The organism is Agrococcus sp. BE272, assembly GCF_031457935.1.
In the GTDB taxonomy this organism is placed as follows: domain Bacteria; phylum Actinomycetota; class Actinomycetes; order Actinomycetales; family Microbacteriaceae; genus Agrococcus; species Agrococcus sediminis.
In genome coordinates this window covers 847451-868776 of sequence record NZ_JAVDXL010000002.1, presented here as the reverse complement: position 1 = coordinate 868776, position 21326 = coordinate 847451, and the positions used below count along the sequence as shown (strand labels likewise).

Here is a 21326-nt window from a genome sequence, read left to right as displayed (position 1 = left end):
AGGCTGGATCGGTGCACAGGACGGCGACGACGGATGCGGTGCGCCGCGCCACGCGGGAGGGCGTCGGCGTCGTCGTGGCGACGAGCGCCTACGGGCTCTCGTTCGGCGCGCTCTCGATCGCCTCCGGACTCGACCTCTGGCAGACGATGGCGCTCAGCCTGCTCATGTTCTCGGGCGGCTCGCAGTTCGCGTTCATCGGCGTGATCGCCTCGGGCGGCGGCATCGCGGGCGTCGCGAGCGCGGCGATGCTGGGGCTGCGGAACGCGCTGTACGGCATGAGCATGCGGCGCGTGGTGGCGCCGGCCCCGGCGCTCCTGCCGCTCGCCGCGCACGTGACGATCGACGAGTCGACGGCGGTGGCGCTCGCGCAGGACGAGCCGCGGGCGCAGCGCGCGGGCTTCTGGGTGACGGGCATCGGCATCTACGTCGGCTGGAACGTCGCGACGCTCGCGGGCGCGCTGCTCGGCGACCTGCTGGGCGACCCGCGGCAGTGGGGGCTCGACGCCGCGGCGGCGGCCGCGTTCGTCGGGCTGCTGTGGCCGCGGCTGCGCGCGCGGCAGGCGGTCGCGGTCGCCGCGGCGAGCGCGGTGGTCGCCGCGTCGCTGCTGCCCGTGCTGCCGGCGGGCATGCCGGTCATCGTCGCCGCGCTCGTGGGCGTCGTCGTCGGCCTCACGAACTGGCTCGGCCCGCGCCACGAGTCGGACCTGCCGGACCCGGGTGGCCCCGACCACCGTCAGGGGGACCACGCATGACGGTCTGGCACCTGGTGCTGCTCGCCGCGATCGCCGTGCTCGGGATCAAGCTGCTCGGCTACGCGGTGCCGCCGCGGCTGTTCGACAGCCCGCGGCCGCGGCGCACGCTCGAGCTGCTCACCGTGTCGCTGCTCGCCGGCCTCGTCGCCGTGCAGACGCTGGGCGGCGCGGACGGCATCGCGCTCGACGCGCGCATCCCCGCTGTGGCCGTCGCGGCGGGGCTGTTCGCGGTGCGGGCGCCCTTCATCGTCGCGGTCGCCGCGGCCGCTGCGACGGCCGCGCTGCTGCGCGCGCTCGCGGGCTTCGCGTGAGGCGCCCGCGGCCCTCGCGCGTTCGCTAGGGTTGCCTCTCGGGCCCGCCCGGGGACGACGCCGGGCACAGCCTCGTATCGCTATGCTGAACGACACTCGCCGGGGCCGCCGGCACCATCCGCACGGAGGAAGCGCATGACCGAGCACGACGCCCGCCGGGGCAACGACGGCGAGAGCACGCAGTCGTGGGGTGAGGACTACCGCGCCCAGCTCGCCGCCATGCTGTCGGGTACGACCGCCGAGGACCGCGAGGCGGTCGCCTCGCTGCCGTCGGGCTCGGCCATCCTCGTCGTGCGCCGCGGCCCCAACGTGGGCGCCCGCTTCCTGCTCGACCAGGACTCCACGATCGCCGGTCGCCACCCCGACGCCGACATCTTCCTCGACGACGTGACCGTGTCGCGCCGTCACGCCGAGTTCACGCGCTCGGGCACGACGTTCGAGCTGCGCGACCTCGGGTCGCTCAACGGCACGTACCACGACGGCGAGCGGGTCGACCACGTCGTGCTGCGCGACGGCGCCGAGGTGCAGGTCGGCAAGTTCCGCCTCACGTTCTACCGCTCACGCCTCGACCTCGAACCACGGCAGTGAGCGCACAGGCCGCGCGGAAGCCCGCCTCCCTCCTCTCGATCGGCCAGGTGCTGGCCAAGCTCGGCCCCGAGTTCCCCGACCTCTCGCCCTCGAAGCTCCGCTTCCTCGAGGACCAGGGGCTCATCACGCCCCAGCGCACGCCGTCCGGCTACCGCAAGTTCGACGCGGCCGACCTCGAGCGGCTGCGCTACATCCTCACGCTGCAGCGCGACCACTACCTGCCGCTCAAGGTCATCCTCGGGCACCTCGACGACATCGACCACGGCCGCTCGCCGCAGATCCCCGGCGCCAACGTGCGCGTCGAGGCGCCGTCGATCCTCGGCGCCGAGCGCCGGCTGTCGCGCGCCGAGCTGCAGTCGGAGGCGGGCGCGACGAAGCAGCTCGTCGCCGACGCCATCTCCGCCCAGCTGCTGCCGGGCGCCGAGCCGTTCGGCGACGCCGCGGTGCAGGCGCTCAAGGCCCTCGTCGAGCTCGAGCGCTTCGGCATCGAGCCGCGGCACCTGCGCGGCATGCGCCAGTCGGCCCAGCGCGAGGCGGCGCTCATCGAGTCGGCGCTCAAGCCCATGCGCGGGCGGCGCGAGACGAGCAGCCAGGCGCAGGCGGCCGAGGCCGCGCGCGACCTCGCGAGCCACATCCAGTCGGTGCGCGAGCTGCTGACCCGCGACGCCCTGGGCGCCTGACGCCGAGGCCCCGCGCCCGCGAGTCCTGCTGCGCCGGCGTGGGCGGCAGGGCGTAGACTCGGCCCCGACACGCCGCGCCGTCGGAGGTTGCACCGAAGCGGGGCGGCGGCTCGATACGGTGGGGCTCAACACTCAACCTCGACTTGAAGGTTTGAGCCCCCGCAGCGGAAGGTACGGCCATGGGCGACGGCATCGATGCAGACCAGGGCGGTCCCGCCCGCCTCGACGCCGGCCTGCTGTTCACCGACGGCCTGCCGCAGGAGGCCGACGCGGTCGGCTACCGCGGCGCGATCGCGGCCGACGCGGCGGGCATCACGTACCGCCAGCTCGACTACTGGGCCCGCACCGGGCTCGTCGAGCCCACCATCCGGCCCGCGCACGGCTCCGGCAGCCAGCGGCTCTACTCGTTCCGCGACATCCTCGTGCTGAAGCTCGTCAAGCGCCTGCTCGACACCGGCATCTCGCTGCAGCAGATCCGGGTCGCCATCCAGCAGCTCCACGAGCACGGCGTGCGCGACCTCACCCAGATCACGCTCATGTCCGACGGCGCGAGCGTCTACCTCTGCACCTCGAGCGACGAGGTCATCGACCTCCTCGGCCGCGGCCAGGGCGTCTTCGGCATCGCCGTCGGCAAGGTCCTGCGCGAGGTCGAGACGCAGCTCATCGAGCTCGAGGTCACGCCCGCCGAGGAGCAGCACGTCGACGAGCTCGCGGCCCGTCGCGCCCGCAGGAGCCGCACGGCCTGACCGGCTCGCGCCGCGCGCGCGGCAGAGGTCCGGCCGATGGCCGGACGGCCGAGCGGCCTACGGCTGCTTGCCCTCGCCCGGCTCGGCCTCGCCGGCGGTGGTCGTCTCGGCGTCCTCGACGGCAGCGGCCTCCTCGAGCTCCGCGGCGGCGGTCGCGTCGACGGCGGCGGTCGGGGCGGGCACCTTGCGGCCCGAGGCGGCCTCGTCGCCGGCGCGGCCGGCGGCGGTCAGCACGGTCTGGAGCAGCTCGTCGAACTGCAGCGCCATCTCCTGCGCGCCCTCGCCCGGCCACACGTGGAGCGGACGGGCCGCGCCCTGCGCCTGCTGCATCGAGGTGCGCTCGGGCAGCACGGTGTCGAGCACGAGCGGCCCGAACATGTCCTTGAGCTCCTGGATGCGGTACTGGTGCTCGAGGGACTGCGGGCGCGCGCGGTTCACGACGATGCCGAGCGGCTGCAGCCGGGGGCTGAGGCCACGACGGATCTCCTCGATCGCGCGCAGCGCGCGGTCGGCGGCGGCGACCGAGAACAGGCCCGGCTCCGTCACGACGAGCACGCGGTCGGATGCCGCCCACGCGGTGCGCGTGAGGGCGTTGAGCGACGGGGCGCAGTCGACGAGCACGAGGTCGTAGTCGTTCTCGACGGTCGTGAGCGCCGTCTCGAGCTTCCAGATGTCCTTGATGGTCGGGTGCGGGCCGTCGAAGTTGATGGCCGAGGGGGAGCCGATGAGCACGTCGATCGTGCCGCCGTGCCCCTGGGTCCAGCCCGAGGGCGAGATCGCCTGCTGGACGACCTTGTCCTTCGGGTTCGTGAGGACGTCGGCGACGTTCAGGCGGCCCTCGATCTCGATGTCCATGCCGGTGGAGGCGTCGGACTGCGGGTCGAGGTCGACCACGAGCGTGCGGAGGCCCTTGGCGAAGGCGGCGGAGGCGAGACCGAGCGTCACCGTGGTCTTGCCGACACCGCCCTTGAGGGAACTGATCGAGAGTACGTGCACGGCGCCCAAGCCTAGCCCCACTACATTGGGAAGCCCGCGCCGCCGCACCCCCGGGAGGGTTCTGCATGTTCCAGAAGCTGCTCGTCGCCAACCGTGGCGAGATCGCCATCCGAGCCTTCCGCGCCGCCAACGAGCTGGGCATCCGCACGGTCGCCGTCTACGCGCACGAGGACCGCAACTCCCTGCACTGCCAGAAGGCGGACGAGGCCTACCAGATCGGCGAGCCGGGCCGCCCGGTGCGCGCCTACCTGACGGTGAGCGAGATCATCCGCGTCGCGAAGGACTCCGGCGCCGACGCCATCTACCCGGGCTACGGGTTCCTGAGCGAGAACCCCGAGCTCGCGACCGCGGCCGCCGAGGCCGGCATCACGTTCGTGGGGCCCGGCCCGGCGGTGCTGGCGATGGCCGGCAACAAGGTCACCGCCAAGGAGCACGCGATCGCCGCGGGCGTGCCCGTGCTGCGGTCGACGCCCGCGACCACCGACATGCAGACGCTGCTCGACGGGGCCGACGAGATCGGCTTCCCGGTCTTCTGCAAGGCGGTCGCCGGCGGCGGCGGCCGGGGGATGCGCCTGGTCCAGCGGCGCGAGGACCTGAAGGAGGCGCTCGAGGCCGCGATGCGCGAGGCCGACTCCGCCTTCGGCGACCCGACCATGTTCATCGAGCAGGCCGTCGTGCGCCCGCGCCACATCGAGGTGCAGATCCTCGCCGACGCGACCGGCGAGACCGTGCACCTGTTCGAGCGCGACTGCTCGGTGCAGCGCCGCCACCAGAAGGTCGTCGAGCTCGCCCCCGCGCCCAACCTCTCGGAGGAGAAGCGCGCCGAGCTCTACCGCGACGCGGTCGCCTTCGCCCGGTCGATCGACTACGTGAACGCCGGCACGGTCGAGTTCCTGCTCGACACCGCGGGGGAGCGCAAGGGCCAGCACGTCTTCATCGAGATGAACCCGCGCATCCAGGTCGAGCACACGGTCACCGAGGAGATCACCGACGTCGACCTCGTCGCGAGCCAGATCCGCATCGCCGCGGGCGAGACGCTCGAGCAGCTCGGCCTCACGCAGGACCGCATCGAGATGCACGGCGCCGCGCTCCAGTGCCGCGTCACCACCGAGAACCCCGCCGACGGCTTCCGGCCGGACACCGGGCGCATCACCGCCTACCGGTCGCCCGGCGGCGCGGGCGTGCGCCTCGACGGCGGCACCATCAACCCCGGCACCGAGGTGAGCCCGCACTTCGACTCGATGCTCGCGAAGGTCACGTGCCGCGGCCGCGACCTCGACACGGCCATCCGCCGCGCGCACCGCGCGGTGAGCGAGTTCCGCATCCGCGGCGTCGCCACGAACATCCCCTTCCTGCTCAACCTGCTCGAGCACGACGAGTTCCGCTCGGGCGACGTCTCGACGCACTTCATCGACGAGCACCCCGAGCTCACGCGCATCAACCCGCCCAAGGACCGCGCGTCGAAGGTGCTCGCCTGGCTCGCCGACGTCACCGTCAACGCGCCGAACGGCAAGGCCGACCGCGTCATCAACCCGGCCATCAAGCTGCCCGCGGCCGACCTCGAGGCGCCCGCGCCCGACGGCGAGCGCCAGCGGCTGCAGGAGCTCGGCCCGGCCGGCTGGGCGAAGGCGCTGCGCGAGCGCACCTCGCTCGCCGTGACCGAGACCACCTTCCGCGACGCGCACCAGTCGCTGCTCGCGACCCGCGTGCGCACCGCCGACCTCGTCGCCGTCGCCCCGCACGTCGCCCGCATGACGCCGCAGCTGCTCTCGATGGAGGCGTGGGGCGGCGCCACCTACGACGTCGCGCTGCGCTTCCTCGGCGAGGACCCGTGGGAGCGGCTCGCGAGCCTGCGCGAGGCGATGCCGAACATCCCGCTGCAGATGCTGCTGCGCGGCCGCAACACCGTCGGCTACACGCCGTACCCGACCGAGGTGACGACCGCGTTCGTCGAGGAGGCCGCGGCGACGGGCGTCGACGTGTTCCGCATCTTCGACGCGCTCAACGACGTCGACCAGATGCGGCCCGCGATCGACGCGGTGCTCGAGACGGGCACCACGGTCGCCGAGGTGGCGCTGTGCTACTCGGGCGACCTGCTGAGCCCCGACGAGGACCTCTACACGCTCGACTACTACCTGCGCCTCGCCGAGCGCATCGTCGACGCCGGCGCGCACGTGCTCGCGATCAAGGACATGGCGGGCCTGCTGCGCGCGGGCGCCGCGACGAAGCTCGTGTCGGCCCTGCGCGAGCGCTTCGACGTGCCGCTGCACCTGCACACGCACGACACCGCGGGCGGCCAGCTCGCGACGCTGCTCGCCGCCTCGGCCGTCGGCGTCGACGCCGTCGACGTCGCGAGCGCGCCGATGGCGGGCACGACGAGCCAGCCGTCGCTGTCGGCGCTCGTCGCCGCGGTCGCGAACACCGAGCGCGACACCGGCCTCTCGCTCACCGCGGTGAGCGACCTCGAGCCGTACTGGGAGGCGGTGCGCCGCCTCTACAAGCCGTTCGAGTCCGGCCTGCCGGGCCCCACCGGCCGCGTCTACCACCACGAGATCCCGGGCGGCCAGCTGTCGAACCTGCGGCAGCAGGCGATCGCGCTCGGCCTCGCCGACGACTTCGAGAGGATCGAGGACTGGTACGCGGCCGCCTCGCGCATCCTCGGCCGCCCCACGAAGGTGACGCCGTCGTCGAAGGTGGTCGGCGACCTCGCGCTGCAGCTCGTCGCGCAGGGCGTCGACCCCGAGGAGTTCGAGCGCGACCCGCGGAGGTTCGACATCCCCGACTCCGTCATCGGCTTCATGGCGGGCGAGCTCGGCGACCTCCCGGGCGGCTGGCCGGAGCCCTTCCGCTCGAAGGTGCTCGAGGGCCGCACGGTCGACATCTCGGTCACCCCGCTCGAGCCCGAGCAGTCCGCGCGCCTCGCCGAGCCCGGCGCCGACCGCCGCGACGCGCTCAACGAGCTGCTGTTCCCCGGGCCGACGCGGGCCTTCAAGGAGACCCGCGCGCAGTACGGCGACCTCTCGGTCGTCGACACGATCGACTACCTCTACGGCATGCAGGCCGGCGAGGAGCACCAGGTCGGCATCGGCCGCGGCGTCACCCTCAACGTCGAGCTCGAGGCGGTCGGCCAGCCGGACGACGACGGCATCGTGACGGTCATGACGGTGCTCAACGGCCAGCTGCGCCCGGTCTACGTGCGCGACCGCTCCGTCACCGTCGACAAGCCGCAGGCCGAGAAGGCGGATGCCTCGGTGCCGGGCCAGGTCGCGGCACCCTTCGCCGGGGCGGTCACGGTCAAGGTCGCCGAGGGCGACGCGGTCGCCGCCGGCGACCCCGTCGCCACCATCGAGGCGATGAAGATGGAGGCCGCGATCACGACGCCGATCGCCGGCACCGTCGAGCGCCTCGCGCTCACCGGCACGACGCCCGTCGAGGCGGGCGACCTGCTCGTCGTGGTCCGCCCGTCGTGAGCGTCCGCGAGATCCGCGTCTTCGGCGATCCGGTGCTGCGCGAGCGCGCCGAGCCCGTCGACCCGTCGGCGCCCGCCACCGCCGCGCTCGTGCAGGACCTGCTCGACACGGTGCGCGTGCCGGGCCGCGCGGGCGTCGCCGGCTGCCAGATCGGCGTGGCGCGGGCCGCCTTCTCGTACAACGTCGACGGCGAGGTGGGCTACGTGCTGAACCCGCGCATCGACGAGGTGCGCGGCGAGCCAGTGCTCGTCGACGAGGGGTGCCTGTCGGTGCCCGAGCTCGGCTTCCCCACGCCTCGGCACCCGTACTGCCGGGTCGTCGGCGTCGACCTCGCGGGCGACGAGGTCGTGCTCGAGGGCGAGGGGCTCATGGCGCAGATGCTGCAGCACGAGATGGGCCACCTCGACGGGAAGCTCTACCTGCAGGCGCTCGACAAGGAGATGCGCTCGGTCGCGATGGCCGAGGTGCGGAAGGCCGCCTGGTACTGAGCGGTCAGGCGCCGCGGGGCGGCGCCGCCTCGGCGCCGGGCTTCGCGAGGGTGAGGATGCCGTAGCGCATCGCGCCGGTGCGGTAGGCGAGCATCAGGCGGGGGAGCGACAGCGCGAACTCGCGGTTGCGCGCCTCGACCGCGAGCCGGCGCGTCTCGGGGTCGACGAGCACCGACCGCAGCAGCCGGCCGGTGCAGATCGTCCACGTGCGCGCCACTCGGCGGCTGACGTCCTGGTACCCGACGACCTCGAGGCCCGCGGCACGCGCCATCGCCTCGTACTCCGCGCGCGTCCCCATCGAGGGCAGGCGCCCCTCGCGGCAGATCGGCTCGAGCAGGTGGCGCACCTCCCACCGGCGCGGGTCGGGGGCCGCGAGCCACGCGCACACGACGAGGCGGCCGCCGGGCACGAGCACGCGGTGGGCCTCGGCGAACAGCCGCTGCTTGTCGGCGAAGTGCTCGCTCGACTCGATCGCCCACGCGGCGTCGGCCGAGGCGTCCGCCAGGCCGTTGTCGAGCCAGTCGCCCTGCCGGATCTCGACACCGGCGGTCGCGTGCGCCGCGGCGTGCCGCGCCTGCTCGCCCGAGAGGGTGAAGCCGACGACGCGCACGCCGCGCGTCGCCGCGAGGCGCCGAGCGGTGGCGCCGTAGCCGCAGCCGATGTCGACGCACGCGTCGCCCGGGGCGAGGCCGAGGCGGTCGCCCACCGAGTCGACGAGCGCCTCGACCGCCGCTTCGGGGGTCTCGTCGCCCGTCGACCACAGCCCGTGGTGCACGTGCTCGCCCCACAGCCGCCGGTACGTGGCGTCGAGCTCGTCGTAGTGGTCGGCGACCGCCGCGGCGGACTGCGGGGCTCCGGGCAGGATCATCGGCTCACACGGGCAGGGGCTCGCTCGGCGCGGGCTCCGTCACTCGCCGACGTCGTGCGCCGTCGAGTTCGAGGCGTAGATGTCCTCGATCTGCGGGGCGAAGTCGCGCATGACGTTGTCGCGCTTGATCGACATCTTCGGCGTCAGGTGCCCGTTCGCCTCGACGAACTCGATCGGGAGGATCGCGAACTTGCGCACCGACTCGGCGCGCGAGACGAGCGTGTTCGCGCGGCGGATCTGGCCGCGCACCTCCTCGATGACGGCGGGGTGCTGCGCGGCCTGCTCGAGCGTCATCGCCTTGTCGTGGCCGTGGTTCTCGAGCCAGGTGGGCAGCATCTCGGCGTCGAGCGTGATGAGCGCGGCGACGAAGGGCCGCTGGTCGCCCACGACGACCGGCTGGCCGATGATCGTGTTCGAGCGGATCGGGTCCTCGAGCGTGTTGGGGGCGACGTTCTTGCCGCCGGCGGTGACGATGAGCTCCTTCTTGCGGCCCGTGATCGTCAGGTAGCCCTCGCTGTCGAGCGCGCCGATGTCGCCGGTGTGGAACCAGCCGTCCTCGGTGAACGCCTCGCGCGAGCCCTGCTCGTTGTGCCAGTAGCCGGCGAAGACGCAGACACCCTTGACGAGCACCTCGCCGTCCTCGGCGATCTTGACGCCGTTGCCGGGCAGGGCGGGTCCGACGGTGCCGATCTTGAACTTGTCGGGCACGTTGACCGTGACGGGCGCGGTGGTCTCGGTGAGGCCGTAGCCCTCGAGGATGCGGATGCCGAGCGAGCGGTAGAAGTGCGCGAGGAAGTGCGACAGCGGCGCCGAGCCCGAGACGGCGTACTTGACGTTGCCGCCGAGCGCAACCTTCAGCTTGCTGAGCACGAGCCGGTCGAAGAGCGCGAAGCGCAGCTTGAGCCCGAGCGGCACGTGGCCGGCGTCGAGCGCCTTCGAGTGCTCGACGGCGGTGAGCGCGGCGGCGCGGAAGATCTTGCCCTTGCCGCCGGCCTCGGCCTTCTGCTCGCTCGCGTTGTAGACCTTCTCGAACACGCGCGGCACGGCGAGGAAGAAGGTGGGCTTGAACGAGCCCAGCGACGGCAGCAGCTTCTTCGTGTCGGACTGGTGGCCGACCCGCACGGCGGAGGCGATGCAGAGCACCGAGATGAAGCGCGCGAACACGTGCGCCTGCGTGACGAACAGCAGCGTCGACGAGCCGGGGCCGACGACGTCGGCCATCGCGACCTTGGCGTTGCGGCACAGCTCGACGAAGTTCGAGTGCGTCAGCATCACGCCCTTGGGGCGGCCGGTCGAGCCGGACGTGTAGATGAGCGTGGCGACGTCGCTGCCCACCGCGATGGAGCGGCGGCGCTCGATCTCCTCGTCGGGCACGTCCTTGCCGCGCTCGACGAGCGCGTCGAGGTCGCCGCGGTCGATGCGCCACACGTCGGTGATCGCCGGCAGGTCGCCGTGCGCCTCGTCGAAGCGCGACACGAGGTCGGCGTCCTCGAGGATGACGCGGGAGGCGCCGCCGTCGGAGAGGATCCACTGGATCTGGGAGGGCGCGGAGGTCTCGTAGACGGGCACCATGCGGGCGCCGGCGTACCAGAGCGCGAAGTCGACGAGCGAGAACTCGTAGCGCACCTTGCACATGAAGCCGACGGAGTCGCCGGGCTCGACGCCGGCCGCGACGAGGCCCTTGGCGAGTGCGATCACCTGGCGGCGGAACTCGGCGGCGGAGACGTCGCGCCAGCCGTCGCCCTCGGGCAGCGCGAACAGCGGCGTGTCGGGGTAGGCCCGGACGGTGTCCTCGAGCAGGTCGGTGACGTTCGCGTCGGGGTCGGGCGCGACGACGGGGGGGATGACACCCTGGGGGACGGTGAGCTCGGGCACTGGGACTCCTTCGGCGTTCGTGCGTTGCGAGCATTCTATGGTCGGCCCGGCCGGCGGGCCCGAGCCGCGCGCGCATGTCTGTCGGACCCCTCCCACTGCCCTAGGCTCGTGGGCACGACGGAGGTGCGATGTTCTACTGGCTGCTGCGGCACTGGGTGGTCGGCCCGTACATGAACCGCGTGTTCCGCCCATGGGTGGCGGGTCTCGACAACATCCCCGAGCACGGCGGCGCGATCATCGCGGGCAACCACCTCTCGGTGATCGACTCCTTCCTCATGCCGCTCGTGATCGACCGGCGCGTGTACTTCCTCGCGAAGTCCGACTACTTCAACGGCAAGGGGCTCAAGGGCCGGCTCGTGCGGTGGTTCTTCCTCGCGGTGGGGCAGCTCCCGATGGATCGCTCCGGCGGCGAGAAGAGCTCGCAGAGCCTCGACGCGGCGCTCCAGAAGCTGCAGGACGGCGGGCTGATCGGCATTTACCCCGAGGGCACCCGCAGCCCCGACGGCAAGCTCTACCGCGGCCGCACCGGCGTCGCGCGCATGGTGCTGGATGCGCGGGTGCCGGTGATCCCGTGCGTGATGGTCGACACCGAGAAGGTCATGCCGATCGGGCAGCGCCTGCCCAAGGTGGGCCGCATCGGCATCATCTTCGGCGAGCCGATCGACTTCTCGCGCTACTACAACCTCGAGGGCGACCGCTTCGTGCTGCGCTCGATCACCGACGAGATCATGGTCGGCCTCAACCGCATCTCCGACCAGGAGTACGTCGACGTCTACGCGTCGAGCGTGAAGTCGCGCGTCGAGGCAGAGCGCCGCGCGCTCGCCGCGCAGCGCACCGGCCGCTGACCGCGCCCATCGGTAGACTGGACGGCGGCGCACCCCGGCGCCGCACGACGCAGAGGCGAGCATGACCGACACGATCGCGATCCCCGAGTCCACCGGACACCGCTCCATCGAGCAGGGCCTGGATGCGTATCGCGCGCTCCCCATCAAGCAGCAGCCCGCCTGGGGCGACGAGGCCGCCGTCGAGCACGTGCGCCGCGAGCTGCGCAGCGCCCCGCCGCTCGTGTTCGCGGGCGAGGTCGACATGCTGCGCGAGCGGCTCGCCGCCGCCGCCCAGGGCCGCGCCTTCCTGCTGCAGGGCGGCGACTGCGCCGAGACCTTCGCGGGCGCGACGGCCGACAACATCCGCAACCGCGTGAAGACCATCCTGCAGATGGCGGTCGTGCTCACGTACGGCGCGGCGATGCCCGTCATCAAGATGGGCCGCATGGCGGGGCAGTTCGCCAAGCCGCGCTCGAGCGACGACGAGACCCGCGGCGACCTGACGCTGCCGGCCTACCGCGGCGACATCGTCAACGGCTACGACTTCACGCCGGAGTCGCGCGCGGCCGACCCGCAGCGCATCCTCCGCGGCTACCACATGGCCGCGTCGACGCTCAACCTCGTGCGCGCGTTCACGCAGGGCGGGTTCGCCGACCTGCGCCAGGTGCACTCGTGGAACAAGGGCTTCGCGCAGAACCCGTCGTTCGCGCGGTACGAGGCGCTCGCGGGCGAGATCGACCGCGCGGTGCGCTTCATGGAGGCCGCGGGCGCCAACTTCGACGAGCTGCGCGGCGTCGAGTTCTTCACCGGCCACGAGGGCCTGCTGATGGACTACGAGCGCCCGCTGACCCGCATCGACTCGCGCACGGGCCTCGCCTACAACACCTCGAGCCACTTCCAGTGGATCGGCGAGCGCACCCGCGACATCGACGGCGCGCACGTCGACTTCTTCTCCCGCGTCCGCAACCCCATCGGCGTGAAGCTCGGCCCGTCGACGACGGCCGCCGACATGGAGGCGCTCGTCGACCGGCTCGACCCCGATCGCGAGCCCGGGCGCCTCACGTTCATCACCCGCATGGGTGCCGGGCGCATCCGCGACGCGCTGCCGCCGCTGCTCGAAGCCTCGAAGTCGCTCGAGTCGACGCCGCTGTGGGTCACCGACCCGATGCACGGCAACGGCATCACGACGAGGAACGGCTACAAGTCGCGCCGCTTCGACGACGTGGTCGACGAGGTCCGGGGCTTCTTCGAGGCGCACCGCCAGGTGGGCACGTTCCCCGGCGGCATCCACGTCGAGCTCACCGGCGACGACGTGACCGAGTGCCTGGGCGGCGCCGAGGACATCGACGAGCTGGGCCTCGAGTCGCGCTACGAGTCGCTCTGCGACCCGCGGCTCAACCACATGCAGTCGCTCGAGCTGGCGTTCCTCGTGGCCGAGGAGCTGCGGGCGGCGCAGCGCCCGTAGCCGCCGGGCAGCGGCGCCGGCGTCAGTAGGTGGCGTCGAGGGCGACGGTCGAGCCCTCGACGACCGACTCGCCGGCCTCGGTGCCCTGCGAGACGATGTCGGCGCCCGGCGCGCCCCAGAGGGGCTCCGGGATGTTCGTCGTCAGCTCGGGCTGGAGCCCCGCCTCCTCGATCGCGCGCAGCGCGTCGGGGATGGGCATGCCCACCACGTCGGGCACCTCGACCATGCGGGGCCCGAGGGAGACGACGCCGGTGACGGTGTCGCCCGCGCGCATGTGGCGGTCGCTCGGCACGGTGACGCTGAGGAGCACGCCCTCGGGCACGTCGGCGGAGTGCTCCTCCGCCGAGAAGTCGGCCTCGAGCCCGACGGCCTCGAGCGCCGCGCGCGCGTCGTCGGCCGACTGGCCGGCCGCCGCGGGGATCGGTCCGAGGGAGACGCGCAGCGCGATGGGGGAGCGCTCCTCGAGCTCCTCGAGCTCGGTCAGCACGGTGCCGTCGGGCGCGTAGCCGGCGATGACGGTGCCAGCGGGGCTCGCATCGAAGATCTCGTCGAGCGGCTCGGCGACGGCGAACTCGGCAGCCTCGATGTCGGCGCGCGCCTGGTCGACCGGCAGGCCGGCGACCTCCGGCACGGGGAGGCTGCGCCGCCCCGACGAGAGCACGAGCTGCACCGCGTCGGCGCTGCGGATCTCGGTGCCCGCGGGCGGATCGGTGCGCAGCGCGTGGCCGGCGGGGATGTCGTAGTGCGGCTCGGTGACGCTGCCGGAGATCTCGATGCCGCGCTCGGCGAGCAGCTGCTCGGCCGCCGCCCGCGGCTCGCCCGCCACCTGCGGCACGGTCGCGTTGCCGCCGGGGCCGAGGTTGAACCACCAGCCGATGCCGGCGGCGAGGAGCGCGCCCAGCAGCACGGCCGCGAGCCACAGCATCCCGCGCCTGCGCCGCACCGTGACCCGGCGGGCGAGCGCGGTGGTCGCGGCGCCGTCGCCGCCGTCCTCGACGACCTGCGGCTCGACGGGCGCGCCACGACGCGGCTTCCGGGGCCGCTCGATGACGGTCGTCGAGCGGTCGTCCTCGGTGACCGCCGGCAGCACCGACGTCGGCCGGTCGAGGCCGCGCGCGCGCACCGCGTGCACCTCCTCGAGCATCTCGGCGGCGTTCGCGGGGCGCAGGTTCGGGTCGCGCTGCGTCGCCCAGTGGACGAGCGAGTCCATCCCCTCCGGCACGTCGCCCGCGACGCTCGAGGGCAGCGGCACCTGCTCGTTCGCGTGCTGGAAGGCGATCTGCATCGGCTCGTCGCCCGTGAACGGCTGGGTGCCGGTGAGCATCTCGAAGAGCATGATGCCGACCGCGTAGATGTCGCTGCGGGTGTCGGCGACGCCGCGCGTGACGAGCTCGGGGGAGAGGTAGGCGATCGTGCCGAGCAGCGCCTTGCCGGTCGCGGTGTTGGCGGTCGCGGCGCGCGCGAGCCCGAAGTCGCCGATCTTGATGCGCCCGTCGTGCGCGAGCAGGATGTTCTCGGGCTTCAGGTCGCGGTGCACGATGCCTGCGCGATGCGCGGCGGCGAGGCCGGCGAGGATCGCCTCGAGCACGTCGAGCGACTGCTCGGCGGTGATGCGGCCGCGCTCGGCGAGCAGGTCGCGCAGCGTGATCGACGGCACGAGCTCCATGACGAGCCACGCGAGGTCGCCGTCCTCGCCCTGGTCGTACGTGTTCACGACGTTCGGGTGCGCGAGCCGCGCCGCGGCCTTCGCCTCCTGGATGAAGCGCTCGCGGAAGTCGGGGTCGTCGCCGAGGTGCGGGTGCATGACCTTGACGGCGACCTTCCGGTCGAGCCGTCGGTCGACGCCCTCGTAGACGCTCGCCATGCCGCCCCGCGCGATGCGCTCGCTCACCTCGTACCGGCGGTCGATCAGCCGTCCGATGACGGGATCGCGGGAGTCGACGGGCACGTGCCGAGGATAGGCGGGATGCGGCCGGTTCCCCGTGATCCACGCCGTCCGCCATCATGGGAGCCGTGACGCAAGACACCACCTGGCTCTCCGTGCCCGACCTCGTGACCCTGCTCGGCCAGCCGGTCGGGCGCATCCACCGCCTCATCGAGGAGCATCGCCTGCCGGCGACCCGCCGCAACGGGCGGCTCGAGGTGCCCGCCGCCGCGATCCGCGACGGCGAGCCGCTGCCGGAGCTGCGCGGCACGCTCCTCGTGCTGCTCGATCAGGGCATGACCGACGACGAGGCGATCGACTGGCTGCTCGCCGAGGACGACTCGCTCGGCACCGCGCCGATCGAGGCGATGCGCGCGGGCGCGAAGTCGGCCGTGCGGCGCGCGGCGCAGCTGCTCGGCTGAGCCGGCGTCAGCGGTCGCGCTTCGCGACCGTGTCGGCCAGCCGCTCGAGCTCGAGCACCGCGGAGCGCGACAGCGTGCCCTCGTGCAGCGCCTCGAGCGCCTCGCCGACGGCGCGGTCGATGAGCGCCTCGAGCCGCGCGGGCGCCTCCGAGCGCTGGATGGCGTCTTGCAGGATCGCGACCTGGCGCTCGTCGAGCTCGCGGTCGCCGAGCAGCTCGTCGAGCATCGTGCGCACTCCCGAGCCGAGGCGCTGCCGCGCGATCTCGATCAGCACGGTGCGCTTGCCCTCGCGCAGGTCGTCGCCCGCCGGCTTGCCGGTGACCTCGGGGTCGCCGAACACGCCCAGCAGGTCGTCGCGCATCTGGAAGGCCACGCCGACGGGCAGCCCGTAGCCGGCGAGTGCGTCGAGCTGCCCCTCGTCGGCGCCCGCGAGCAGCGCGCCGAGCGTGAGCGGCGCCTCGACCGAGTACTTCGCCGACTTGTAGACGGCGACGGTGTGCGCGCGGTCGAGCAGCGCCGCCGGCTCCTGCCGGATCCAGGCCGCCTCCTCGAGCACGTCGAGGTACTGGCCGAAGGTGACCTCCTCGCGCATGCGACGGTAGGCGTCGTGCACGGCGTCGCCGTGCGCCGTGCCGCGGCACGCGAGCAGCATGCGGTCGTCGGCCCAGTTCAGCAGCAGGTCGCCGGCCAGGATCGCGGCGCTCGTGCCCCACGACGCGGCGTCGCCGACCCACTCGCCCTCGCGGTGCATCCGCTCGAGCGAGCGGTGCATCGCGGGCCTGCCGCGCCGGGTGTCGGATGCGTCGATGATGTCGTCGTGCACGAGGGCGGCGGCGTGGAAGAGCTCGATCGCGGTCGCGACGCCGACCACCTGCGCCCACTGCGGATCCTGCTCGGTGCCGGTCGTGCGGTCGGCCCCGTCGCGGGAGGCGGTGACCGCGTGCCAGCCCCAGAGCACGAACGCGCTGCGCACGCGCTTGCCCCCGGAGACCATCTCGCGCACGAGCCGCAGCACGGGCGCGGCGTCGCCGGAGATCTCCGTGAGGGCGCGCTCGCGCTCGTCGAGGTACTGCTGGATCGAGCCGTCGACGGCTCGGGCGAAGCGCTGCTGTGCCGACACAACCCACATGCTATTGACAGCGACAGCGCGTACACTGGCCATCCGCACCGGTCGAGCGAAGGGGGTGCGAGATGGGCCTCTCCGAGCACGAGCAGCGACTGCTCGACGAGATGGAGCGCAATCTCTACAAGCACGAGGCCGACATCGTCACCGCCTCGAGCGGTCCGCGCACGGTCGACTACACGAAGGTCGCCGTCGGCGTCCTCGGCATCGCGATCGGGCTCGTGCTCATCGTGGTGGGCGTGTCGATGAAGCTCGCCGTCCTCGGCGTCCTCGGCTTCGGCGTCGCCGTCGCCGGTGCGCTGTGGGCGCTGTCCGCGTCGAAGCCCGCGACCGGCGACGACGTCGCGCCCGGCGCGCGGCCCAGCGAGGGCCCGGCGTCGGCGAAGCAGGGCCCCAACCTCATGGACCGCCTCGCGCAGGAGTGGGACGACCGCAACCAGCGGGGCTGAGCCTCCGCCGCGGCGGCCTCCACCGCGCTCCACCCCAGGGTCGACTCGAGAGAGTCGGCCCTTTCTCTTCGCCTCCGGCAGGCCTCCCGGGCGCGCTCGCCGCGCCCGGGGCCGCAGCGTGCTGAAGTGGCGGCGAAAGTCCTCCACCGCCGCATCCCTTGCCATTCCTGGCGCCTCGGGCGAGTCGTGGACAGATTCTCGAGATTTGTGGCGGTGAGTGGAGTAGAGTGGAGGAAGTCGGAAGGGTCCGACGCAACTGCTCGCAGGCCGGACGAGAGGGGGCGATGTGTTCCTCGGCACCCACACGCCCAAGCTCGACGACAAGGGCCGCGTCATCCTCCCCGCCCGGTTCCGGCAGGAGCTCGAGGGCGGCCTCGTCCTCACCCGCGGGCAGGAGCGCTGCATCTACGTCTTCTCGGTGCGCGAGTTCGAGCGGGTGCACGAGCAGATCCGCCAGGCGCCGCTGACCTCGTCGGCGGCGCGCGACTTCCTGCGCCTGTTCCTCTCCGGCGCGTCGAGCGAGCAGCCCGACAGCCAGCACCGCGTCACGATCCCGGCCAACCTGCGCGACTACGCGGGCCTCGGTCGCGAGCTCACCGTCATCGGGGCGGGCACGCGGGCCGAGATCTGGGACACCGAGGCCTGGAACGAGTACTACGCGGCCAAGGAGGCCGACTTCGCGAGCACCACGGAGGAGGTGATCCCCGGCATCTTCTGACCCGGCTCGTGACCCCCAGCTGTCCGCCGCGCCGCACTTCCCCGGCGGCGCGTCGAACGGATGGGGATCAGGGACCGGGACGGAGCAGGGAACGACATGGACGCATCCGACCTCCACACCCCCGTGATGCTCGAGCGCACGCTCGAGCTGCTCGCCCCGGCGATCGCCGCCGCCGTCGAGGCGGGCCGCACGCCCGTCGTCGTCGACGGCACGCTCGGCATGGGCGGCCACACCGAGGCGCTGCTCGCCGCGCACCCGACGCTCGTGGTCGCCGGCATCGACCGCGACCCCGACGCCATCCGGCTCGCCGGCGCGCGGCTCGCGCGCTTCGGCGACCGCTTCGTGCCGGTGCAGACCACCTACGACCGCATCGACCTCGCGGCCGAGGCCGCCGGCGTGCGGCTCGTCGACGGCATCCTGCTCGACCTCGGCGTCTCGAGCCTGCAGCTCGACGCCGCCGACCGCGGCTTCGCCTACGCGAAGGACGCGCCGCTCGACATGCGCATGGGGCAGTCCGGCGACGTGACCGCCGCCTCGATCCTCGCGGAGCGCAGCGACCGCGAGCTGTCGCGCCTCTTCCGCGAGTACGGCGACGAGAAGCTCGCCGACCGCTACGCGCGCGCCATCGTCGCGGCGCGCGCGACGGCCCCGATCGAGACCTCCGTGCAGCTGGTCGACATCCTGCAGGCGGCGACGCCGCGGGCCCTCTCCAACCAGGGCCACCCCGCGAAGCGCGTGTTCCAGGCGCTGCGCATCGAGGTCAATCAGGAGCTCGCGATCCTCGAGCGCACGATGCCGGCGGCGATCGCCGCGCTCGCGGTCGGCGGGCGCATCGTCGTGCTCGCGTACCAGTCGCTCGAGGACCGCATCGTCAAGCGCGCCCTGCAGGCAGCCGCCTCCTCGACGGCGCCGCTCGACCTGCCCGCCGAGCTGCCCGAGCACGCGCCGCAGCTGCGGCTGCTCGTGCGCGGCGCCGAGCTCGCCGATGAGGACGAGCGCGCGGCCAACCCCCGATCGGCACCCGTCCGCCTCCGTGCGGCGCAGCGCATCCGACCCGCCTCGATCCCGGAGGAGCTGGCATGACCACCGCAGCCATCGTCGACCTGCACGCCCAGCCCCAGCGCCACCCGGAGCCCCAGGCCGAGCCGGAGCGGCACCTGCGGGCGCTGCCCCTGCCGGCGATCGCGCCGCGCCGGGCGCCGCGCCTCGTGCACGGGGTCGTGGCGCTCGCCGGGCTCGCCGGCATCGTGTGCGCGCAGCTCGGCCTGTCGGTCGTCATCAGCGAGGGCGCGTACCGGCTGAGCGACCTGCAGGTGCAGTCGACGACCCTCGCGCGCGCCGAGCAGATGCTCGCCGAGGACGTCGCGGTGCTCGCGTCGCCGCAGCACGTCGCCGTCGCCGCCGACGAGCTCGGCATGCTGGCCGGCCAGCCGTCGCAGTTCCTCACCCTCGCCGGCACCGCGACCGCGGGCGGTCCCGACGCCCTGCACATGCAGGCGCCCGCGCTCGACCGCTTCGGCATGTACGTGCCGAACGCGCTCCTCACCGAGCAGCCGCAGGCGGCCGCCGCGGTGCAGCAGGCGCAGGTCGAGGCGGCGAGGCCCTACCCGGGCATGCTCCTGCCGGCAGGCGAGTCGCCCTTCTCCGGCGACCCGACCGTCGCCCAGGCCGAGCAGGCCGGGCAGGCGCAGCAGCCGCAGCAGCCCGCCCCGGGCACGCTGCTGCCCGCCGAGGCGAACGCCGGCGGCTGAGGGCGTGGCGGCCGGGCGAGCAGCCGGGGCGCCGATACCGTGCTGACGACCTGATCGAGGCTCGCGATGCGAGCGGAATGGAGCGGAGGTGCCCGTGGTCGCCAAGCGGAACCGGAGTCGCGACCGCGTGCGGACGACGATCATCGCCGTCCTCACCTTCGCGATGCTCGCGGGCTTCGTCGTGCGCCTCGCCGACATCCAGCTCGTGCGCGCCGAGGCGCTCAACGCCGAGGCGGATGGGCGCCGCGGCGTCTCGCAGACCATCTTCGGCACGCGCGGGCCGATCGTCGACTTGACGGGCACCGTGCTCGCCGAGAGCGTCGACCGCTGGGACCTCACCGTGTCGCCTCGGTACACGCGCGACCTGCAGCCCGACCTCGACGGCGTCGACGCGGTCGTGACCGTCGGCGATGCGCTGACCGAGATCGGCCGCATCACCGGCGACGACCCGCTCGACCTGCAGGCGCGCATCTACGCCGAGCTCGAGCGCAACCCCGACTCCGACTACCTCATGCTCTCGAGCGGGCTCGACGTCGAGCAGTTCGAGGCGGTGCAGGCGCTCGACCTGCCCTACGTCTACCTGCGCCTCAACCCGCAGCGCGTGTACCCGGCGGGCTCGGTCGCGGGCAACCTCGTCGGCTTCATGGGCCAGAGCGAGCCGCTCGCGGGCATCGAGCGCAGCCAGCAGGAGTGCCTCGCCTCGGAGCCCGGCAGCCGCGTCTTCGACCGCTCCGCCGACGGCACCCCCATCCCGGGCTCGATGCTGACCGAGCCGGCCGTCGACGGCGGCACCGTCGAGCTCACGATCGACAGCGACGTGCAGTACCAGGTGCAGCAGCTCACCGCGCAGTACACGTCGCAGCTGCGGGCGCGCAGCGGCACGACCGTCGTGCTGCGCACGGACGGCTCCATCGTGGCCGCGGCCGAGTCGCCGACGGTCGACCCCAACCAGCCGACGGCATCGGCCCAGCGCGATCGCGGGTCGCGGGCGTTCACCGCCGCGTACGAGCCGGGCTCGATCTTCAAGACCTTCGCCTTCGCGGCCATGCTCGACCTCGGGATCATCACGCCCCGCGACGAGCTGAGCGTGCCGTGGGTGTACACGGCGCCGGGCGCCCGGGTGCGCGACGCGCACGAGCACCCCGTCGAGCAGTGGACCGCCGCCGGCATCCTCGTGAACTCGTCGAACTCGGGCATGTCGCGCCTCGCCGAGCCGATGGACCGCGGCGACTACTACGAGTACCTCGACCGCTTCGGCTTCGGCGAGCAGTCGGCCGTCGGCTTCGCGGGCGAGCAGGCCGGCCTGCTGCACGACGCCGCCGCGCTCGACCCGCAGTCGAAGCTCACCGTGCTGTTCGGGCAGGGGCTCTCGGCCACGCCCATCCAGCTCGCCTCCGCCTACCAGGCGCTCGCCAACGGCGGCGTGCACCTGCCCGCGCGCCTCATCGAGAGCTGCACGACGGCCGAGGGCGAGGTCGTGCGGCCCGACCAGGGGCAGGGGGAGCGCGTCGTCACCGACGCCACCGCCCGGCAGACGCTCGAGGTGCTCGAGAACGTCGTCACCGACTACGGCTACGACACGTTCCCGATCGAGGGCTACCGCATCGCCGCGAAGACCGGCACCGCGCAGATGGCGTACGAGAACGGCGGGGGCTACGACCCCGACCGCATGATGATCTCGGTGGCGGGCGTGTTCCCGGTCGACGACCCGCAGTACGTGGTGCTCACGATGTTCGACAGCCCGCAGACCGAGCGCACGAGCGCGGGGGCCATCCCCGCCTTCCACGATATGGTGAACCTCCTGATCCGCCACTACGACATCCCTCCGAGCACCACCCAGCCGCCGGAGGTCCCGCTCGAGTGGACCGCGGACTGA

General features: G+C 73.2%; 20 protein-coding genes. 15 read left to right on the top strand and 5 right to left on the bottom strand.

Going from position 1 to position 21326, the window contains the following annotated elements; all coding sequences use genetic code 11:
* Nucleotides 1-11 precede the first annotated feature (11 nt).
* The 5 genes from J2X49_RS10625 (at nt 12) to J2X49_RS10605 (ending at nt 3077) form a co-directional block, all read left to right on the top strand.
* Nucleotides 12-752: an AzlC family ABC transporter permease gene (locus J2X49_RS10625; RefSeq protein WP_310125856.1), complete on the top strand. Its 741-nt coding sequence runs from the start codon at nt 12-14 to the stop codon at nt 750-752.
* Nucleotides 749-1063: an AzlD domain-containing protein gene (locus tag J2X49_RS10620; protein ID WP_246990774.1), complete on the top strand. Its 315-nt coding sequence runs from the start codon at nt 749-751 to the stop codon at nt 1061-1063. The genes J2X49_RS10625 and J2X49_RS10620 overlap by 4 nt, the downstream gene beginning before the upstream one ends.
* A 219-nt stretch (nt 1064-1282) precedes the next feature.
* The gene (locus tag J2X49_RS10615) at nt 1283-1651 is read left to right on the top strand and encodes an FHA domain-containing protein (protein ID WP_396131281.1); all 369 of its coding nucleotides are present in this window, start codon (nt 1283-1285) and stop codon (nt 1649-1651) included.
* Entirely contained in the window at nt 1648-2331 is a 684-nt protein-coding gene (locus tag J2X49_RS10610; RefSeq protein ID WP_146357592.1) for a MerR family transcriptional regulator, read from the top strand. The genes J2X49_RS10615 and J2X49_RS10610 overlap by 4 nt, the downstream gene beginning before the upstream one ends.
* A gap of 179 nt (nt 2332-2510) precedes the next feature.
* Nucleotides 2511-3077: a MerR family transcriptional regulator gene (locus tag J2X49_RS10605; protein ID WP_128188536.1), complete on the top strand. Its 567-nt coding sequence runs from the start codon at nt 2511-2513 to the stop codon at nt 3075-3077.
* 57 nt (nt 3078-3134) lie between these two features.
* Here the strand turns inward: J2X49_RS10605 and J2X49_RS10600 are convergent, their stop codons facing one another.
* Nucleotides 3135-4073, bottom strand: a complete 939-nt coding sequence (locus tag J2X49_RS10600) for a ParA family protein (protein ID WP_246990775.1) — start codon at nt 4071-4073, stop codon at nt 3135-3137.
* A gap of 65 nt (nt 4074-4138) precedes the next feature.
* Here J2X49_RS10600 and J2X49_RS10595 point away from each other — a divergent pair, with 65 nt between their 5' ends.
* Both J2X49_RS10595 and J2X49_RS10590 read left to right on the top strand, forming a co-directional pair.
* Nucleotides 4139-7543 carry a pyruvate carboxylase gene (locus J2X49_RS10595; protein ID WP_310125844.1) on the top strand — a complete coding sequence of 1135 codons (3405 nt, stop codon included), beginning with the start codon at nt 4139-4141 and terminating at the stop codon, nt 7541-7543.
* Nucleotides 7540-8031, top strand: coding sequence for a peptide deformylase (locus J2X49_RS10590; protein WP_146357586.1), 492 nt, complete (start codon nt 7540-7542; stop codon nt 8029-8031). The genes J2X49_RS10595 and J2X49_RS10590 overlap by 4 nt, the downstream gene beginning before the upstream one ends.
* 4 nt (nt 8032-8035) lie before the next feature.
* On the opposite strand, the gene J2X49_RS10585 is transcribed toward J2X49_RS10590, so the two are convergent.
* Together J2X49_RS10585 and J2X49_RS10580 are read right to left on the bottom strand one after the other, a co-directional pair.
* On the bottom strand, nt 8036-8899 hold the full coding sequence (locus J2X49_RS10585) for a class I SAM-dependent methyltransferase (protein ID WP_310125841.1): 864 nt from the start codon (nt 8897-8899) through the stop codon (nt 8036-8038).
* A 39-nt stretch (nt 8900-8938) separates the two neighbouring features.
* A complete protein-coding gene (locus J2X49_RS10580; protein WP_310125838.1) occupies nt 8939-10774 on the bottom strand; it encodes a long-chain fatty acid--CoA ligase in 1836 nt (611 codons plus the stop codon).
* Between the two features lie 128 nt (nt 10775-10902).
* Here J2X49_RS10580 and J2X49_RS10575 point away from each other — a divergent pair, with 128 nt between their 5' ends.
* Both J2X49_RS10575 and J2X49_RS10570 read left to right on the top strand, forming a co-directional pair.
* Complete coding sequence (locus J2X49_RS10575) at nt 10903-11619, top strand: 1-acyl-sn-glycerol-3-phosphate acyltransferase (protein WP_146357580.1); 717 nt, start codon at nt 10903-10905, stop codon at nt 11617-11619.
* 61 nt (nt 11620-11680) lie between these two features.
* A complete protein-coding gene (locus J2X49_RS10570; RefSeq protein ID WP_128188529.1) occupies nt 11681-13063 on the top strand; it encodes a class II 3-deoxy-7-phosphoheptulonate synthase in 1383 nt (460 codons plus the stop codon).
* Nucleotides 13064-13085: 22 nt separating this feature from the next.
* On the opposite strand, the gene pknB is transcribed toward J2X49_RS10570, so the two are convergent.
* Nucleotides 13086-15011, bottom strand: a complete 1926-nt coding sequence (gene pknB / locus J2X49_RS10565) for a Stk1 family PASTA domain-containing Ser/Thr kinase (protein ID WP_310125835.1) — start codon at nt 15009-15011, stop codon at nt 13086-13088.
* 65 nt (nt 15012-15076) lie between these two features.
* Between pknB and J2X49_RS10560 the strand changes: the two genes are divergently transcribed.
* Nucleotides 15077-15409, top strand: a complete 333-nt coding sequence (locus J2X49_RS10560; protein ID WP_225792830.1) for an Rv2175c family DNA-binding protein — start codon at nt 15077-15079, stop codon at nt 15407-15409.
* Nucleotides 15410-15416: 7 nt separating this feature from the next.
* Here J2X49_RS10560 and J2X49_RS10555 read toward each other — a convergent pair whose 3' ends face one another.
* Complete coding sequence (locus J2X49_RS10555) at nt 15417-16538, bottom strand: polyprenyl synthetase family protein (RefSeq protein WP_396131247.1); 1122 nt, start codon at nt 16536-16538, stop codon at nt 15417-15419.
* A 62-nt stretch (nt 16539-16600) separates the two neighbouring features.
* Between J2X49_RS10555 and J2X49_RS10550 the strand changes: the two genes are divergently transcribed.
* The 5 genes from J2X49_RS10550 (at nt 16601) to J2X49_RS10530 (ending at nt 21326) form a co-directional block, all read left to right on the top strand.
* Nucleotides 16601-16981, top strand: a complete 381-nt coding sequence (locus J2X49_RS10550) for a DUF3040 domain-containing protein (RefSeq protein WP_128188525.1) — start codon at nt 16601-16603, stop codon at nt 16979-16981.
* Nucleotides 16982-17267: 286 nt separating this feature from the next.
* The gene (gene mraZ, locus J2X49_RS10545) at nt 17268-17699 is read left to right on the top strand and encodes a division/cell wall cluster transcriptional repressor MraZ (RefSeq protein ID WP_246990781.1); all 432 of its coding nucleotides are present in this window, start codon (nt 17268-17270) and stop codon (nt 17697-17699) included.
* Nucleotides 17700-17795: 96 nt separating this feature from the next.
* On the top strand, nt 17796-18782 hold the full coding sequence (gene rsmH, locus J2X49_RS10540) for a 16S rRNA (cytosine(1402)-N(4))-methyltransferase RsmH (protein WP_310125825.1): 987 nt from the start codon (nt 17796-17798) through the stop codon (nt 18780-18782).
* On the top strand, nt 18779-19450 hold the full coding sequence (locus tag J2X49_RS10535; protein ID WP_310125823.1) for a hypothetical protein: 672 nt from the start codon (nt 18779-18781) through the stop codon (nt 19448-19450). Before rsmH ends, J2X49_RS10535 begins: the two co-directional genes overlap by 4 nt.
* Nucleotides 19451-19544: 94 nt before the next feature.
* A complete protein-coding gene (locus J2X49_RS10530; protein WP_310125820.1) occupies nt 19545-21326 on the top strand; it encodes a penicillin-binding protein 2 in 1782 nt (593 codons plus the stop codon).

Coding starts and splice junctions, on each gene's coding strand:
- J2X49_RS10620 (WP_246990774.1), top strand. CDS start 749: ATGACGGTCTGGCACCTGGTGCTGCTCGCCGCGATCGCCGTGCTCGGG.
- J2X49_RS10615 (WP_396131281.1), top strand. CDS start 1,283: ATGCTGTCGGGTACGACCGCCGAGGACCGCGAGGCGGTCGCCTCGCTG.
- J2X49_RS10605 (WP_128188536.1), top strand. CDS start 2,511: ATGGGCGACGGCATCGATGCAGACCAGGGCGGTCCCGCCCGCCTCGAC.
- J2X49_RS10595 (WP_310125844.1), top strand. CDS start 4,139: ATGTTCCAGAAGCTGCTCGTCGCCAACCGTGGCGAGATCGCCATCCGA.
- J2X49_RS10585 (WP_310125841.1), bottom strand. CDS start 8,899: ATGATCCTGCCCGGAGCCCCGCAGTCCGCCGCGGCGGTCGCCGACCAC.
- J2X49_RS10575 (WP_146357580.1), top strand. CDS start 10,903: ATGTTCTACTGGCTGCTGCGGCACTGGGTGGTCGGCCCGTACATGAAC.
- J2X49_RS10570 (WP_128188529.1), top strand. CDS start 11,681: ATGACCGACACGATCGCGATCCCCGAGTCCACCGGACACCGCTCCATC.
- J2X49_RS10555 (WP_396131247.1), bottom strand. CDS start 16,538: ATGTGGGTTGTGTCGGCACAGCAGCGCTTCGCCCGAGCCGTCGACGGC.
- J2X49_RS10550 (WP_128188525.1), top strand. CDS start 16,601: ATGGGCCTCTCCGAGCACGAGCAGCGACTGCTCGACGAGATGGAGCGC.
- rsmH (WP_310125825.1), top strand. CDS start 17,796: ATGGACGCATCCGACCTCCACACCCCCGTGATGCTCGAGCGCACGCTC.
- J2X49_RS10535 (WP_310125823.1), top strand. CDS start 18,779: ATGACCACCGCAGCCATCGTCGACCTGCACGCCCAGCCCCAGCGCCAC.